Source organism: Dyella sedimenti (assembly GCF_022760995.1).
GTDB classification, from domain to species: Bacteria; Pseudomonadota; Gammaproteobacteria; order Xanthomonadales; family Rhodanobacteraceae; genus Dyella; species Dyella sedimenti.
Genome location: NZ_JAKWJO010000006.1, coordinates 1 through 15,311 on the forward strand (window position 1 = coordinate 1; position 15,311 = coordinate 15,311).

A 15,311-nucleotide genomic window follows, 5' to 3' on the forward strand; every position below is an offset into this window, starting at 1 on the left:
AAGGCGTTTCTCTTTGGGCGCGACGATGGCGGGTGCGGACACGTTACCCTCGCCTGGCATGGCGATCGCCTATGATGCGAATCCTGTCCCGGCCGTATCCCTAGCGGAGCACTCCATCCCGTGTTCGTCCATGTCGAAACCCGGCGTCGCCAGCACGTGCAGTGGGCCACGGTGTTGCTGGTGGTCGTGTGCGTGATCAGCTTCGTGGGCTTTGCGCTGATGCCCGGGCCGCAGCGTGTGTCGATGTGGCTGGAATGGGGCACGGTGCCCGCCGATATCTTCGACGCCAAGGTGCCGCTGCTGCCGCAGTTGCATGATCCGTCGCTGCTGCGTCTGTTCACGGCGCTGTTCATTCACCTGGCCTGGCTGCATCTGTTGGGTAACCTGTTGTTCCTGGTGATCTTCGGCATCCCGGCGGAGCGGGCGCTGGGTTCCTTCCGGTTCCTGGCGCTGTTCGTGCTGGGCGGCATGGTGGCCAACCTGGTGGGTGCCCTGTCCCTGGCCGGGGTGCGTTCGCCCATCATCGGCTGCAGCGGCGCGGTATCGGCGGTGCTGGGTACCTATATCGCGCTGTTCCCGCGGGCGCGCCTGGGCCTGGTGCTGCCGCTGGGCCTGTACCTGGAATTTGTGCGCGTGCCGGCCTTCCTGCTGATCGGCATCTGGGTGCTGCTGCAGCTGCTTTTCAGCTATGCGGGGCCGAGCTATGGCGCGGTGGTCTGGTGGACCCATATCGCCGGCTTCCTGTTCGGCGTGGTGTTCGCCCTGTTCTCGCGCGAGGCCATTGCGCGGCGCCTGCGTGGATAATAGGCCCATGCGCAACAAGAAACTCTACAAGGTCACCTTCCTGCACCTGGGCAAGTGCTACGAGCTCTATGCCCGCCACGTTGCCTCGAGCAACCTGTGGGGCTTTACCGAAGTGGGCGAGCTGGTGTTCGAACCGGTGGGCGAGGGCCTGCTGGTCGATCCCACCGAGGAGCGCCTACGCGAGGAATTCAAGGACACCCGCGTGCTGCACTTGCCGATGCAGTCGGTATTGCGTATCGAGGAAGTGGAGAGCAAGAGCGCGCCGGTGATCCGCGACGCTGCCGACGGCCAGAAAATCACGCCGTTCCCGATGCCGCCGCGCGTGCGCTGAAGCCATGCGCCTCAGGCGTGGCGGACCACGGCGAGGACGATCTCCACCACGATCAGCACGATGATGGCCAGCTCCATCAGCTCGCCCCGCTTGCTGGACGCTTCCTCGTACAGGGCGGCGTAGCTGTCGCGGATGATCGCCAGCTTGCGGTCCACTGCCTTGCTCACGTGCGGCACGCGGAACAGTTCCAGCGCGGAGGCGTAGACGCGCGCGAGATAGACGTCCTCGGTGACCTGCAGCGCGTTGTCCACCTTCTCGGTGATCTCGGTGACTTCGGCCACCAGCGTGTATAGCTTTCGCGCCAGGTCGGCGTAGCGGCGCGCGGCGAATGGATTGGCCACGTTGTGCGTCGCCTCGACCAGGTCGTACATGCGCGGCAGCTCGTCGTCGAGTAGCTCGTCGTAGTAGCGCATCTCCAGCAGCTGCGCGTTGGCCACTTCCAGGATGTCCACCACGTCCGATTCGCCGCGCGGCTCGATGATGAAGGCCCGGTCCCAGGTGAGCACGGCCAGGTCGTCCGTGTAATAGGCGAAGCGTTGGCGCAGCAGCTCCTGCCGCGACTGCTCGGAGAGCGGCCGCGATTCGCCCGCCAGCAGCGGCACCAGGTCCAGTTCGTCGGTCAGGCTGGCCGTGCTGGAGATGCCTTCCAGGGCGTGCACCAGGCCAAGCAGGTAGTCCTCTTGCAGCGGCTCGGCGCTGGGGCGCAGCAACGCCGGCTGCATCAGCGCCACGATGTTCTGCACCAGCTGCGTCCATACCGGATTGCCTGAGGCGATGCCCAGGACGGCGTCGGCGGCGTTCACGCGTGCGCTGAAATCGCTCCAGGACAGGTCGTCCGCCGGCAGGTGGATCGACAGCGCTGCCACGCCGAATTCGTAGAGCCGCGCCATCACGGCAGCCTGGAACGTCTGGTCGCCCAGTTCGATCGGCATCGGCTCGAGCACCAGTTCCACCGGCGGCACGCCGAAGGTCATGGCTTTCGGCGAGGCGGTGAGCAGGCGGCTGCGTGCCGCCGCCGTGCGCGCATGGCGTGCCCACAATGACTCCACGGCGGGCAGGTCGATGCTGTCGGCGATGTCCACCAGACGCATGGCGATCACCGAGGCCCGGTGAACGTGCGGGCGACGTTTGTCCATGGTGCCTGTCCCTGCCTTGTCGGCGTACGGCCTGGCGCCATTCTAGAGCGCCAGGATGACGGTCACGTCATCCCGCGGCGAGCCCGTGGTGGCGGGAAAACTGGCGGAACAGCCGCCTAGCCAGCGGCGTCGGCGCCACCTGCCGGAAGGTGTGGTGGGGATCGAAGCCTTCGCGGCGCATGTCGTGATGCTTGCGCCGGATATACGCGCGCATCACGTCGGCGTTGAACTCGGGGTGGAACTGGGTGCTCATCGCGTTGGCGGCGTAGCGCACCAGGTGATGGGGATCGCGCGATGAACTGGCCAGCGTCGCGGCACCCCTGGGCAGTTCCAGCACGCTTTGCTCATGCGTGGCATGCGCCTTGAACGTGGTGGGCAGCGGATGGACGAGCGGGTCGTCCTTGGCGGCATCGAGCAACTGGATCGTCACCGTGCCGATCTCGCGGCCGCCCGGCAGGTAGTCGACGCGGCCGCCCAGGGCGTGCGCCATCAACTGGTGGCCGTAGCACACGCCGAACAGCGGCAGTTCCGCGTCCATCGCGTCGCGGATCCAGCCGGCGGTGCGTTCACTCCAGGCGGAGCGCTCGGTAACCATGGCGGCCGAGCCGGTAATCAGGGCGCCGGCGACGTCGCCGGGCGGGGGCAGGGTTTCGCCTGCCTCCACGTCCACCACGCGGAGGCGTGCGGGCGACAACCCCGCGCCCAGGCGGAACCAATGCGGGAAGTCGCCGTGGCGGGCACGGATGGGCTGGGGCGCGCGGCCGGTGCGGATAATCAGGACGGGCTTCATGCGGAAAGACGGTTTGGAGTGGTTCCCCATCATGCGCAACTAGGCTGAACCGTGCTCGATGGGCGGTATCACGGTCAGCACCTCCTGCACGGTGGTGAGGCCGCGCGCCACCTGCTCGGCGGCGGAGATGCGCAGCGGCCGCATGCCCTCGGCCAATGCGGCGTGGCCGAAATGGCCGAGATCGAGCTGCGACGAGATCAGGCCGCGCAGGCGGGACGATAGCTGCAGCATCTCGTAGATGCCGGTACGGCCCATGAAGCCGGTATTGCGGCATTCCAGGCAGCCGACGGGGCGGAACACCATTTCCGGCAGCGGCAGCGACCAGTCGTGGGTGAGCGCGGTCCACTCGTGCGGATCTTGCGCGGTTTCCTGCTTGCAGTGCGGGCACAGCGTTCGCACCAGTCGCTGCGCGACCACGCCGGTCAGGGTGGACTGGATCAGGTAATGCGGCACGCCCAGGTCGAGCAGGCGGGTCACCGCGCTGGGGGCGTCGTTGGTATGCAGCGTGGAAAGCACCAGGTGGCCGGTGAGCGATGCCTGCACCGCCATCTGCGCGGTCTCCAGGTCGCGGATCTCGCCCACCATGATGATGTCCGGGTCCTGGCGCAGCAGGGTGCGAACGCCAGCGGCGAAGTCGAGGTCGATCGACGCCTGCACCTGCATCTGGTTGAACTCGGGGCTGACCATCTCGATCGGGTCTTCCACCGTGCACACGTTCAATTCGGGCGTGGCCAGGTGCTTGAGCGTGGAATACAGCGTGGTGGTCTTGCCCGAGCCAGTGGGACCGGTCACCAGCACGATGCCGTGCGGGCGCTCCACCATCGACCGCCATAGTTCGCCTTCGCGGGCCGAGAAGCCCAGCTGCGCGAAGTCCTTGGCCACGATGTCCGGATCGAAGATGCGCATCACCACCTTCTCGCCGAAGGCGGTAGGCATGGTGGAGATGCGCAGTTCCACCTCGCGGCCGCCGGCCGAGCGGGTCTTGATGCGGCCGTCCTGCGGACGGCGCTTCTCGGCCACGTCCATGCGCGAGAGGATCTTGATGCGCGCGGTCACCGCGGTCATCACCGGCGGCGGCAGCTCGAACACCTTGTGCATCACGCCGTCGATGCGGAAGCGCATCTGGCCCGCCTCGCGACGCGGCTCCAGGTGGATGTCCGAGGCGCGTTGCTCGAAGGCGTACTGCAGCAGCCAGTCCACGATGTGCACGACGTGGCGGTCGTCCGCGCCGACCTCGCCGCCCTTGCCCAGCTCCACCAGTTGTTCGAAGTTGAGGATGGCGGAGGAATCGTAGCCGCTGGCCTTGGCATCCTGCGCCAGCTGGATCGAACGCTGGACGCCGTAGAACTCCAGCAGGTAGCGGTTGATGTCCAGCGGGTTGGACACCACGCGCCTGATGTCCCGCCGCAGCATGTGCGTCAGGTCGGCCGCCCAGCCCTGGTCGAACGGCTCGCAGGTCGCGAAGGTGACCTCACCCGTATCCACCGCCACCGGCAGGATGCGATGGCGTTCCGCGTAGGCGCGGCTGACCACCTGAGTCACCGCGGCCGCGTTGATCTTCATCGGGTCGATCTTCAGGTACGGCAGCTGGGCGTGGCCGGCCAGCCATTCGGTCAGCGCCTCCAGGCTCAGGGGGCGGCCCGGCTCGCGCTGGTTGGGCAGCTTGGCGTTGGCCACCAGCACCAGCGGATGCAGTTCCACCGTGCTGCGGCCGCTGCGCGCGCCCATGCGTACCTGCTTGGCGTCCTCGGCCAGCAGGTAGCCGTCCACCACCAGGGTGGCCAACACTTCGTCCAGCGTCAGCCGGTTGCGTCGGCCGAGCAGGGACACGGTTTGCGGTGAAGCGGCCATGCGCGAATCTCCCCCTGTCGGGTTTTCGCCGAAAAACCAGCGGCGAAAGCGGTCCGGCTATACTAACGCGCTTTATCGACGCCCACGGGAAGCCATGTCCGCGCGCACTTTCCAGGATGTGATCCAGACCCTCAACCGCTACTGGGCGGCGCAGGGTTGTGTCTTGCTGCAGCCCCTCGACACCGAGGTCGGCGCCGGCACCTTCCACCCCGCGACCTTCCTGCGCTCGCTGGGCCCCGAGCCCTGGGCGGCCGCCTACGTGCAGCCCTCGCGCCGTCCCACCGACGGCCGCTACGGCGAGAACCCCAACCGCCTGCAGCATTACTACCAGTACCAGGTGGTGATGAAGCCCAACCCGGACAACATCCTCGACCTGTACATCGGCTCGCTGAAGGAGCTCGGCCTGGATCCGCTGGTGCACGACCTGCGCTTCGTCGAGGACAACTGGGAATCGCCCACGCTGGGCGCCTGGGGCCTGGGCTGGGAGGTCTGGCTCAACGGCATGGAAGTGACCCAGTTCACCTACTTCCAGCAGGCCGGCGGCCTGGAGTGCCGTCCCGTCACCGGCGAGATCACTTACGGCCTGGAACGCCTGGCGATGTACCTGCAGAACGTGGACAACGTCTACGACCTGGTATGGACCGAAGGCCCGCACGGCAAGGTCACCTATGGCGACGTGTTCCACCAGAACGAGGTGGAGCAGAGCACCTACAACTTCGAGCACGCCAACGTGCCCGAGCTGCTGCGCTGGTTCGACGTATGCGAGGGCGAGGCCAACACGCTGATCGCCGCCGGCCTGCCGCTGCCGGCCTACGAGCAGGTGATGAAGGCCAGCCATACCTTCAACCTGCTCGACGCGCGCCGCGCCATCAGCGTCACCGAGCGCCAGCGCTACATCCTGCGCGTGCGCACGCTGGCCCGCGCCGTGGCCGAGGCCTACGTGGCGCAGCGCGAGAAGCTCGGCTTCCCGGGCCTGAAGAAGAACCTCAAGGAGCAGGCCGCATGAGCGCCGCCACCAAGCCGCTGCTGATCGAACTGGGCACCGAGGAACTGCCGCCCAAGGCACTGGACGAACTGTCCGCCGCGTTCCTGCGCGGCATCTGCGATGGCCTGGCCAAACGTGGTATCGACGCGGCGCTGGACCAGGCGGTGCGCTACGCCTCGCCGCGTCGTCTGGCCGTCCATATCCCGGCCGTGGCGGTGAACCAGCCCGAGCAGAGCATCGAGCGCCGCGGCCCCGCCGTGAATGCCGCGCTCGACGCGAACGGCCAGCCGGGTAAGGCGCTGCAGGGCTTCGCGCAGTCGTGCGGCGTCAGCGTCGAGCAGTTGGAAAAGTTGGAAACCGACAAGGGCGCGTGGTTCGTGTTCCGCGCGGTGAAGCCGGGCCAGCCGGTCGCCGCCCTGCTGCCCGAGATCGTGGACGAGGCGCTCAAGGGTCTGCCCATCCCCCGGCCGATGCGCTGGGGCGACCACGACTACACCTTCGTGCGCCCGGTGCACTGGCTGGTGATGCTGCACGGCGCGGAGATCATCGACGGCAGCGTGCTGGGCTTGGCCAGCGGACGCCAGTCGCGCGGCCACCGCTTCATGCATCCGCAGCCGGTGCACGTGGCCGACGCCGACAGCTGGCTCGACGCCATGCGCGCGGCCAAGGTGCTGGCCGATCCCGACGAGCGCCGCCAGACCATCCGTGGCGAAGTGGCTCGCGTGGGCGCCACGACCGGCGGCGTGCCCCAGCTTGACGACGCCCTGCTGGACGAGATCGCCAACCTCACCGAGTGGCCGGTGGCCATCGCCTGCACCTTCGACCGCGAATTCCTCGCGGTGCCGCCCGAGGCGCTGGTCACCACCATGGAGACCAACCAGAAGTTCGTGCCGGTGTTCGACGCCGCCGGCAGGCTCACCGAGCACTTCATCGGCGTGGCCAACATCGCCAGCAAGGACCCGGCCGAGATCCGCAAGGGTTACGAGCGCGTGATCCGCCCGCGCTTCGCCGACGCCAAGTTCTTCTGGGACGAGGACCTCAAGACCCCGCTGACCTCCTACCAGGACGCGCTCAAGAACGTCACCTACCAGCAGGCGCTGGGCAGCCTGTGGGACAAGAGCGTGCGCGTGGCCGAGCTGGCCCGCATCGTCGCCGGCCGCGTCGGCGTGGACGCCGGTGCCGCGACGCGCGCCGCCGCGCTCAGCAAGTGCGACCTGCTGACCCGCATGGTCGGCGAGTTCCCCGAGCTGCAGGGCGTGATGGGCCGCTACTACGCCGCCCACCACGGCGAGGCCGGGGACGTGGCCGACGCGCTGGACAGCTACTACCAGCCGCGCTTCGCCGGCGACGCCATCGCCGCCGGGGACGTGGGCCGCGTGCTCGCCGTGGCCGACCGCCTGGATACGCTGGCCGGCATCTTCGCCGTGGGCCTCAAGCCCAGCGGCAACAAGGACCCGTTCGCGCTGCGCCGCGCCGCGCTCGGCCTGGCCCGCACCCTGATCGAGGGCGAGCTGGCGCTGGACCTGCGCGCCAACTTCGCCGAGGCGCTGGAACTGCTGCCCGAGGCGGCGCTGGCCGCCGGCCTCAAGCCAGGCAAGGACGGCAAGGCACCGGCCCTGGACGCCGGCAAGCGCCGCGCCGCGCTGGTCGATGAGCTTTATGACTTCGTGCTCGAGCGCCTGCGTGGCTACTACGCCGACCAGGGTTTCACCGGCGAGCAATTCGAGGCCGTGCTGGCGGTGGCGCCGGATACCCTGGTCGATTTCGACCGCCGCCTGCGCGCGGTGGCCGAGTTCGGCCGCCGTCCGGAAGCGTTGAGCCTGGCCGCCGCCAACAAGCGCGTGGCCAACATCCTGCGCAAGCAGGCCGAGGAGGCTGGTGCCGCGCCCATCGGCACCGCCGTGGACCCTGCGCATTTCGAGGCCGAGGCCGAGCGCGCGCTGGCGGCGGCGCTGGACAGCGCGCGCGCCGACACCGCCGCGCCGCTGCAGGCCGGCGACTATGCCGCCGTGCTGACCCGGCTGGCGCAGCTGCAGGCGCCGGTGGACGCCTTCTTCGACGGCGTGCTGGTCAACGCGGACAATCCGGCCGTGCGGGCCAACCGCCTGGCCCTGCTGGGCCAGCTCAAGGCGCAGTTCGGCGCCATCGCGGACATCGCCCGCTTGTAAGCCGGGGCTTCGATCCGAGCACCCCTCCCAGCCTCCTCTGCGAGCAGGGGAGGGGGCTCGTCATCGCGAAGCCTTGGAGCAAGCCCCAAACTCCAGTCATCACAATGCAGAACGGCAGCCTTTAGGGCTGCCGTTCTGCTATCCGCCTGTTGGGCGCCGTTCGCTCAGGCGGCGGCCTGGCGACCGCGCTTCACGCGCTCGTGCAGGCGCTGGTTGAACGCCACCATCGCCGTGGCATCCACGTCGGAGCCGCCAGGACCGAGGATTTCGTACAGGTCCGCCAGCATGTCCGCGTTGTCGGCCAGGGTCAGGCGGCTCTCGGCCAGGTCGAGTTCCGACTGCAGGATGCGCAGCGCCGTGTTCAGGCGGTTCGGGTCCATCGCCATGCCGCTGGCATGCAAGGTGTCGGCGGCCGTGCGCAGCTTGGAGCGATGGCGGCTGGCAGAAGCCTCGGCGTTCGGCAGTTCCTCGCCCGACGCGATGTTGTCCGCCTGGATCGAACCCTCGCCGGCAACCAGCCACACCAGGGAAATCCCCAGCGTCTTGGCCAGCGTGACGCAGCGCGCCCGCGAAGGGTCGGTGTTGCCGTCGCGCCAGCTGCGCACGACGCCCTCGGAGAAGCCGCACATGCGCGCGATCTCGGTGACGCTGCCCACCCGCTGGATCAACACCTTGATGCGGTCGGCAAAGGTGTTCGCGGGTTCTTGTGTCGTAATTTTTTGCATATTCATCGCAGTTTCCTGGCGGATGGCGACAAGTTGCGGCGAGCGTGAACCGACAATTGGCGCGGCAACGTGAGGCAAGCGTTACAAAATCGTTGACACTCGCAAGTTCTATCGATTAGTTTCGTAATTTCTTGTAGATGAGTGCTCGCAGGAGCAACTTCTACCGGAACCAAGAACGCAATTGTCGTTGATTGGTAACCACGGTCACGCCGACTTGTTCAGCTGGTAGACAGCTTTCCCTGAGGTGCAACGCCCCAGGGGCCTGCAATCGCCAGGGTGAGCCGGTTTTTCGACTCCGGTTGGGGCCGGGGTCTTTCATCTGGGGAGACAATATGCAATTCCGCAAGAAAGTTGACAATAAACTTACGGCAGCCGTTCGCCTGGCCCTGTCCATGGGCGCGTTGATCGCCGGGCCGGCCCTCGCGCAGGAGGGTGGCGCCAGCCAGAGCGAGGCCAAGAAACTCGAAACCGTGACCGTTACTGGTTCGCGTATCCGCAGCGTGGATGTGGAGACCTCGCAGCCGATCTTCACCGTTACCCAGGCCGACATTCAGAAGACCGGCCTGGTCAATGTGGGCGACATCCTGCAGAACCTGACCTCGGCCGGTACGCCGACCTTCAGTAAGGCGGCCGTGCTGATCTCCAACCCCGAGCAGGGCGGCCAGTACATCAACCTGCGTAACCTGGGCGAGAATCGCACGCTGGTCCTGGTGAATGGCAAGCGGTGGGCCACCAGCCTCGACGGCTACACCGACATGTCCACCATCCCGGCCTCGCTGATCGAGCGCATCGACGTGCTCAAGGACGGCGCCTCGGCGGTGTACGGTTCCGACGCCATCGCCGGCGTGGTCAACATCATCCTGAAGGAGCATTACAACGGTGCCGAGGCCAGCGGCTACGTGGGCCAGAACGACGGTACCGACGGCACTCAGCAGTCCTACTCGTTCACCATGGGCAGTGCGAGCGAGAAAACCTCGGTGATGTTCAATGCCTCCTACACGAAGGAGGAGGCGATCTGGGCGCGGGACCGGGAGATCACCCGCTACACCTATGGCCCCAATCACATCGAGGACGGCCTGAGCGCCACCGGCCCGTGGGGGCGCTTCCGGAATGTCAGCGCCACCGGCGGCGCCACCGGTCCGACCTACGTGCTGAACCACACGGGCTCGTGGGACGGCAAGGGAGTCGGCGAGGATTCCCGGTTCCTGTCCAGCTACCACTCGGGCGTGAACGTTCCGGACGACTACTACAATCCCTCCGACCAGATGAACTGGTCGCCGGAGAACAAACTCAAGACGATCTTCGCGGCGGGCAGCCACAAGTTCAACGACTACGTCGCCTTCAAGGCCAATGCGATGTACGCCGAGCGCGACAACACGCGCCAGGTCGCCGGCTATCCGCTCAATAGCCTCAGCCAGCCGACTCATCCGGTCTATATCAGCAAGGACAGCTACTACAACCCGCAGCCGGGCCAGGACCTGTTCTTCTATCGCCGTACCATCGAGCTGCCGCGCGTCACCGAGGGCAACGTGAAGTCCTATCACCTGGATGCCGCCTTCGAAGGCGCCTTCGAGGTCGGTCAGCGCGTATGGAACTGGGACGTCGGCTTCGACTACAACAAGTACGACTACGTCGAGACCAACAGCGGCAACCTCAACCTGCTCAACCTGCAGCAGGCGTTGGGGCCGTCCTTCCTCAACGGCAACGGCGTGGTTCAGTGCGGTACCCCGACGAACCCGATCTCGCTGGAAGGATGCGTGCCGTTCAACATCCTGGGTGGTCCGAGCGCCTCCACGCCGCAAGCGTTGCAGTACATCAACGCACGCGGCCAAAGCACGATGCAAAGCCTGAGCAAGGACTACACCGCCAACATCACCGGTGGTCTGTTCGACCTGCCTGCGGGCGAGGTGGCGCTGGCGGCCGGCTTCGAGCACCGCCAGGTTTCCGGCTACGACCATCCGGACCAGCTGTCTTCCTCGGGATGGTCGACCGATCTGGCTGGTGGCGGCACGAACGCCCAGTACCACACCAATGAGTATTACCTCGAAGTCAGCGTGCCGGTGCTGAAGGATCTGCCGGGCGCGAAGGAACTGGCATTCGACGTCGCCAGCCGCTACTCGAACTACAGCAACTTCGGCCATACCACCAATAACAAGTACAGCTTCACCTGGAAGCCGCTCGACGACCTGATGGTTCGCGGCACGCTGGCAAAGGGCTTCCGTGCGCCCACGCTGGGCGATACGTTCGGTGGCGGCTCGCAGTCGTTCGACTCCTATACCGACCCCTGTGACGCGAGGTTCGGCGCGGCAGCGACCGACCCGTCCGTGGCGGCGACCTGCGCGGCGGCCGGCGTTCCGGCGACCTTCCGCCAGACCGACGCGGCAGGCAATCCGGTCTCGGCGCGCAACACGCAGAGCACCACGCCGTTCAATGCGGGCGTCGGCAATGCCACGCTGAAGCCGGAAACCAGCCTGGGCCGCACGGCCGGCCTGGTCTACAGCCCCTCGTGGGTGCCTGGCCTGGACGTCTATCTGGATTGGTACGACATCCGCATCGTCAATCAGATCACCGCGGTCGGCGCCAACTACGTGCTGAACCAGTGCTACGTCAGCGAGGTGCAATCGTTCTGCAATGACTTCCAGCGTGACCCGGTGACCCACGCGGTGATCGACCTCAATCGCGGCAACCTCAACCTGGGCTCGCTGCGCACCTCGGGCTACGATTTCCGTGTGAACTACCGCTTGCCGGAGTTCAGCTTCGGCAAGTTCGCGGTGTCGCTGGATTCGAACTACCTCAAGTCCTATGACCAGCGCTCCACCTCCGATTCGGACATCATCGGCTATGCCGGGCAGTGGGGCCTGCCGCGCGTGCGCGCCAACGTCGGGCTGGACTGGAGCCTGAAGGAATGGGGCGCCACTTGGACCATGCGCTACTACGGTGCGTTCCGCGACGATTGCTGGGACGAGAACGAGTGCAATCAGCCGAACTACGAGTCGCCCAGCTGGAGCGGCATTGGTGCCAACCGCAAGGGCGCCAGCGTGTACAACGACGTGCAGTTCCGCTATTCGCTGCCCTGGAATGGCACGATCTCGTTCGGCGTGCGCAACGTGTTCGACAAGCAGCCGACGATCACCTATGCCGTCAGTAACAGCAGTACGGCATCGCTTGATCCGACGCTCGACATCGATCGCTACTTCTACCTGCAATACAACCAGCGTTTCTAAGCTGTAACGTCCCAAAGACAGAAGGCGGCCCGCGTGCGGGCCGCCTTTCTCGTTTTCGCGCGGCCCATGCCGGCATACGCTGGCGCATGGAGCAAGCTTTTACAGGGGCTTGACTTTCCGCTATCCTGAGGGCTTCCCCCGTGTAGAGTCGAGGCGTGTTGGGCGCCTGATGGTTCTCGCGCTAAGCCCTGACAGTCGATAGAGGTTTTCCCATGCGCAGGTTGGTTTGGTCGCTGATGTCGGTCGCGGCACTGGCTCTCGCCGGTTGCGGCAATGCTCCGGACTCGTCCCAGAACGCCACGTCGGGCGGTGAGAGCGCTAACTCGGGTACGCCCGCCCAGGCGAACCAGATCACCGGCACGGTGACCCTGCGCGACGCCGCCGATGTGTCGCCGTCGGCCAAGCTGGATCTGGTCCTGGTCGACGTGTCCGCGCAGGATGCCTCCCCCTTGGCGACCAAGACGGTCGAGCCGGCCAATACCTTCCCGCTGGCGTTCCAACTGCCGTTCAATGCCGCCGACGTGAACCCGGGCGGCCTGTACGTGCTCAAGGCCACCCTGATCGACGGCGACCGCCATTACACCCCGCCGCTACAGACCCAGGTGCTGACCAAGGGCGCGCCGACCCAGGTGAGCATCCAGCTGGTGGCCGAGCAGACCCCGGGCGAGAAGGAGCTGGCCGCCTTTACCGCCGTGCAGAAGCAGATCGGCGGCATGAAGATCAGCAACGGCACCAAGCTCGAGGACAAGGTCTCCCGTGGCTGGCAGGTGTTCCGCGAGGCTGGCGAGGTGAAGTTCATCCGCGAGGAAGTCGACTACGGCGACAAGGGCTTCACCAGCACCGACTACGCCTACAAGGACGGCAAGCCGTGGGTGGTCGTGCAGCAGAAGAAGTCCAGCAAGGACGCCAAGCCGAGCGCGACCGAGCGCGCCGCCTGGACGCAGGACGGCTCGCTGGTGCTCAAGACCACCGAGACCGGCGGCAAGACCACGCCGCTGGGCGACGACGAGGCGGCCAACCTGCAGAAGCAGGGCCAGACCATCCTGAGCCTGGCCACCAACGGCAAGGGCAAGTAAGCCCGACCGTTCCGGATTCGAGAAAAGCCGCCCGGTTGGGCGGCTTTTTTTATGGCCGCGATTGGGCATCCATACGTCCGGTCGTTTTTTTGTGCGGGGCATGAAAAAAGGCCGCCCGCGCGAGCGGGCGGCCTTGTCCTGCAACGAAAGGTAGCCTGGCTTAGAAGGCGTACTTCAGGCCCAGGTTGACGCTGTTGTACTTCTGGCTGTTGTCGCCGAAGCGGCCGCTGTAGCCCAGCCAGCCACTCAGGGCCTGGCTGAACTGCGCACTCAGGCCGACGTCGGCGGTGCCCCAGTTCTTGTCCGGGGTGAAGCCGACCAGGCTGAAGCTGCCCGGCATGCCGTTGAGGCCGGCCGTGACCTGGCGCGGGTCGGCCTTGCTGTCGTAGTTGTAGGCGACCTCGGCATACGGCTGCAGCACGGTGTTGCCGGCCTGCCAGGTGCCCTGCAGGCGCCAGCCCACGGTGGAGACCTGCGAGTCGCGCTGCTGGCTGCCGAACCACATGGCGGTGCTGTCGCTGCCGCTTTCGTTGTAGCTGTTCACCTTCACCGTCTGCCATTCCACCGTGGCGAATGGGCCGGTCCGCAGGTTGGATACGTTGAACCACCAGCCACCGGTGAAGCCGCCGCCGACGTGGTTGCCGTCGGCCTTGGCCGATTCGGTGCGCAGCGCCGCACCCAGGCGGATGTCACGCTGGATGTTGGAGAAGTTGTCCTGGCCGAAATCGGCGTAGCCGCCGATGTAGCCGCCGCCCATGTGATAGGTGATGTAGCCGATGCCGGAGATGTCCTGCAGCTTGTAGCCGCCGCCACCGGTGTAGTCGGCGTTGTGCTGGCCGATGTTCATGGCGATGCCGCCGGACAGGTTCTCGCTGAGGCGGGCGTCGGCGCCGATGGTCAGGTTGACGTCGTTGCTGGTGGTGCGCGGCGAGTTGCTGCTGCTGTCGAAGCGCTGGTCGCCGTAGTCCACGTTGGCGAACACACGGGTGTCGCTACCCTGGACGTCGGCGAGCATCTGGTTGCGGATGGCGCGGTTCTGGGCCTGGATCGAGGCCAGCGGCGCTTCCGCCAGCAGCGAGGCGTAGCCAGGGGCGCTGAGGATGGACACCACGTACTGGCCCAGCATCACGTCGGCGGCGGTGGTCGGGTGCACGCCGTCGGCGAACAGGTAGGTGCTGTTGGCGCCCTGGGCGTAGGTGTAGGGGAGGCCCGAGCCTTCCGGTCCGCACTGCACGGACGTCGAGCCCACGCCGCAGGCTTCGTTGGTGACGTTGGTGAAGCCGTACTTGCCCGGGCTGGCGATCACCTCGTTGAGCAGGCTGTAGGTATCGACCGGGACGATGCCCTTGCCGAGCTGCGCGATGCCGGCATTGAGCTGGCCGTTGAATACCTGGCTCAGGCCGGTCAGCGAGGCCGCCGCGGAGGCACCCTGCTCGGTGGCCGACGGGGTGAGGCCGATGTTGGGCAGGTTGAACACCAGGATGTTCTTCACGCCGGCGGCCTTGAGCTGGCCGATCAGCTTCACTTCCTGCTGGGCGGCCGCGGCGATGGAAGCCTGGGCCTGGTCGGCGGTCATGAAGCCCGATACGCCGGCGGCAGCCAGCACCTGCTGGGTGACCAGGGCGGTGACCTGCTGGGTGATGGTCGGGGTCAGCGCGGCGATCTGCGCGGCGGGGACGCCGGCGGCCTGGAGCTGGGCGATCTGCGCGGCCACGTTCTGCTGGATCAGTTGCTGCGCGGTGGCGCCGGCACCGGCGGCGGTGGCGGCGTAGAAGATGTCGTTGGCGCCGCCCCAGATGGAGTACAGCGCCTTGCCGTCGATTTTGCCGCCCGCCAGGTAGGCGTTCACCTGGTCGGTGATGGTCGGCACGGCCGCCGGGGTGCCTGGCGAATTGTTGAAGATGCCCGCGCCGCCCCAGGCGTAGTCGCTGCCACCCGCCAGCGAGGCGGTGAGGCTGTAGCCGTAGTGGCCGGCCACGTTCTGCACGGTCACCGCGCCCGGATTGGTGGTGAATTCCAGCGGCGGCTGGATGGTCGGGTCGCTGGCCAGGGAGATATTGCCGGCATCGCTAAGGCTGTCGCCGAACACGATGACGTTGCTGAACGGCGCGCTGGCGGCCATGGCGGACGAGCTGAAGATCAGGGCGGCGGTGATGGCGCCGGCGATAAGGCGGGTACGGGGCATGTCGAAAACGCTCCTGGGCCGGAATGGCCTACTTGT

At 66.7% G+C, this 15,311-nt stretch carries 11 protein-coding genes; 6 read left to right on the plus strand and 5 right to left on the minus strand.

Annotated features, from left to right (window positions below):
- Positions 1-120: 120 nt before the first annotated feature.
- Both MJ605_RS13165 and MJ605_RS13170 read left to right on the plus strand, forming a co-directional pair.
- Positions 121-804 (plus strand): rhomboid family intramembrane serine protease, encoded by a 684-nt coding sequence (locus MJ605_RS13165; protein WP_243041994.1) that lies wholly within the window; start codon positions 121-123, stop codon positions 802-804.
- A gap of 7 nt (positions 805-811) precedes the next feature.
- The gene (locus tag MJ605_RS13170) at positions 812-1,135 is read left to right on the plus strand and encodes a DUF1820 family protein (protein WP_243041995.1); all 324 of its coding nucleotides are present in this window, start codon (positions 812-814) and stop codon (positions 1,133-1,135) included.
- 11 nt (positions 1,136-1,146) lie between these two features.
- Here MJ605_RS13170 and MJ605_RS13175 read toward each other — a convergent pair whose 3' ends face one another.
- From MJ605_RS13175 to tfpB, 3 genes are all read right to left on the minus strand, one after another.
- Positions 1,147-2,271 (minus strand): hypothetical protein, encoded by a 1,125-nt coding sequence (locus MJ605_RS13175; RefSeq protein ID WP_243041996.1) that lies wholly within the window; start codon positions 2,269-2,271, stop codon positions 1,147-1,149.
- Between the two features lie 67 nt (positions 2,272-2,338).
- A complete protein-coding gene (locus MJ605_RS13180) occupies positions 2,339-3,061 on the minus strand; it encodes a glutamine amidotransferase (RefSeq protein ID WP_243041997.1) in 723 nt (240 codons plus the stop codon).
- Between the two features lie 39 nt (positions 3,062-3,100).
- Complete coding sequence (gene tfpB, locus MJ605_RS13185; RefSeq protein WP_243041998.1) at positions 3,101-4,912, minus strand: type IV pilus assembly ATPase TfpB; 1,812 nt, start codon at positions 4,910-4,912, stop codon at positions 3,101-3,103.
- Positions 4,913-5,006: 94 nt separating this feature from the next.
- Here tfpB and glyQ point away from each other — a divergent pair, with 94 nt between their 5' ends.
- Positions 5,007-5,918 carry a glycine--tRNA ligase subunit alpha gene (glyQ, locus tag MJ605_RS13190; RefSeq protein ID WP_243041999.1) on the plus strand — a complete coding sequence of 304 codons (912 nt, stop codon included), beginning with the start codon at positions 5,007-5,009 and terminating at the stop codon, positions 5,916-5,918.
- Positions 5,915-8,065: a glycine--tRNA ligase subunit beta gene (gene glyS / locus MJ605_RS13195; protein ID WP_243042000.1), complete on the plus strand. Its 2,151-nt coding sequence runs from the start codon at positions 5,915-5,917 to the stop codon at positions 8,063-8,065. The genes glyQ and glyS overlap by 4 nt, the downstream gene beginning before the upstream one ends.
- Positions 8,066-8,229: 164 nt before the next feature.
- Here glyS and MJ605_RS13200 read toward each other — a convergent pair whose 3' ends face one another.
- A complete protein-coding gene (locus MJ605_RS13200) occupies positions 8,230-8,796 on the minus strand; it encodes a helix-turn-helix domain-containing protein (RefSeq protein ID WP_243042001.1) in 567 nt (188 codons plus the stop codon).
- A gap of 386 nt (positions 8,797-9,182) precedes the next feature.
- On the opposite strand from MJ605_RS13200, the gene MJ605_RS13205 reads away from it, so the two are divergent.
- Positions 9,183-12,014, plus strand: a complete 2,832-nt coding sequence (locus tag MJ605_RS13205; protein ID WP_243042002.1) for a TonB-dependent receptor plug domain-containing protein — start codon at positions 9,183-9,185, stop codon at positions 12,012-12,014.
- A gap of 212 nt (positions 12,015-12,226) precedes the next feature.
- Positions 12,227-13,090: a YbaY family lipoprotein gene (locus tag MJ605_RS13210; protein WP_243042003.1), complete on the plus strand. Its 864-nt coding sequence runs from the start codon at positions 12,227-12,229 to the stop codon at positions 13,088-13,090.
- Positions 13,091-13,250: 160 nt separating this feature from the next.
- On the opposite strand, the gene MJ605_RS13215 is transcribed toward MJ605_RS13210, so the two are convergent.
- Positions 13,251-15,275 (minus strand): autotransporter outer membrane beta-barrel domain-containing protein, encoded by a 2,025-nt coding sequence (locus MJ605_RS13215; RefSeq protein ID WP_243042004.1) that lies wholly within the window; start codon positions 15,273-15,275, stop codon positions 13,251-13,253.
- Positions 15,276-15,311 lie beyond the last annotated feature (36 nt).

Bases quoted from the DNA above. Each gene is read 5' to 3' on its own strand.
- MJ605_RS13170 (WP_243041995.1), top strand. From the start codon at position 812: ATGCGCAACAAGAAACTCTACAAGGTCACCTTCCTGCACCTGGGCAAG.
- MJ605_RS13175 (WP_243041996.1), bottom strand. From the start codon at position 2,271: ATGGACAAACGTCGCCCGCACGTTCACCGGGCCTCGGTGATCGCCATG.
- MJ605_RS13180 (WP_243041997.1), bottom strand. From the start codon at position 3,061: ATGAAGCCCGTCCTGATTATCCGCACCGGCCGCGCGCCCCAGCCCATC.
- tfpB (WP_243041998.1), bottom strand. From the start codon at position 4,912: ATGGCCGCTTCACCGCAAACCGTGTCCCTGCTCGGCCGACGCAACCGG.
- glyQ (WP_243041999.1), top strand. From the start codon at position 5,007: ATGTCCGCGCGCACTTTCCAGGATGTGATCCAGACCCTCAACCGCTAC.
- glyS (WP_243042000.1), top strand. From the start codon at position 5,915: ATGAGCGCCGCCACCAAGCCGCTGCTGATCGAACTGGGCACCGAGGAA.
- MJ605_RS13200 (WP_243042001.1), bottom strand. From the start codon at position 8,796: ATGAATATGCAAAAAATTACGACACAAGAACCCGCGAACACCTTTGCC.
- MJ605_RS13205 (WP_243042002.1), top strand. From the start codon at position 9,183: ATGGGCGCGTTGATCGCCGGGCCGGCCCTCGCGCAGGAGGGTGGCGCC.
- MJ605_RS13210 (WP_243042003.1), top strand. From the start codon at position 12,227: ATGCGCAGGTTGGTTTGGTCGCTGATGTCGGTCGCGGCACTGGCTCTC.
- MJ605_RS13215 (WP_243042004.1), bottom strand. From the start codon at position 15,275: ATGCCCCGTACCCGCCTTATCGCCGGCGCCATCACCGCCGCCCTGATC.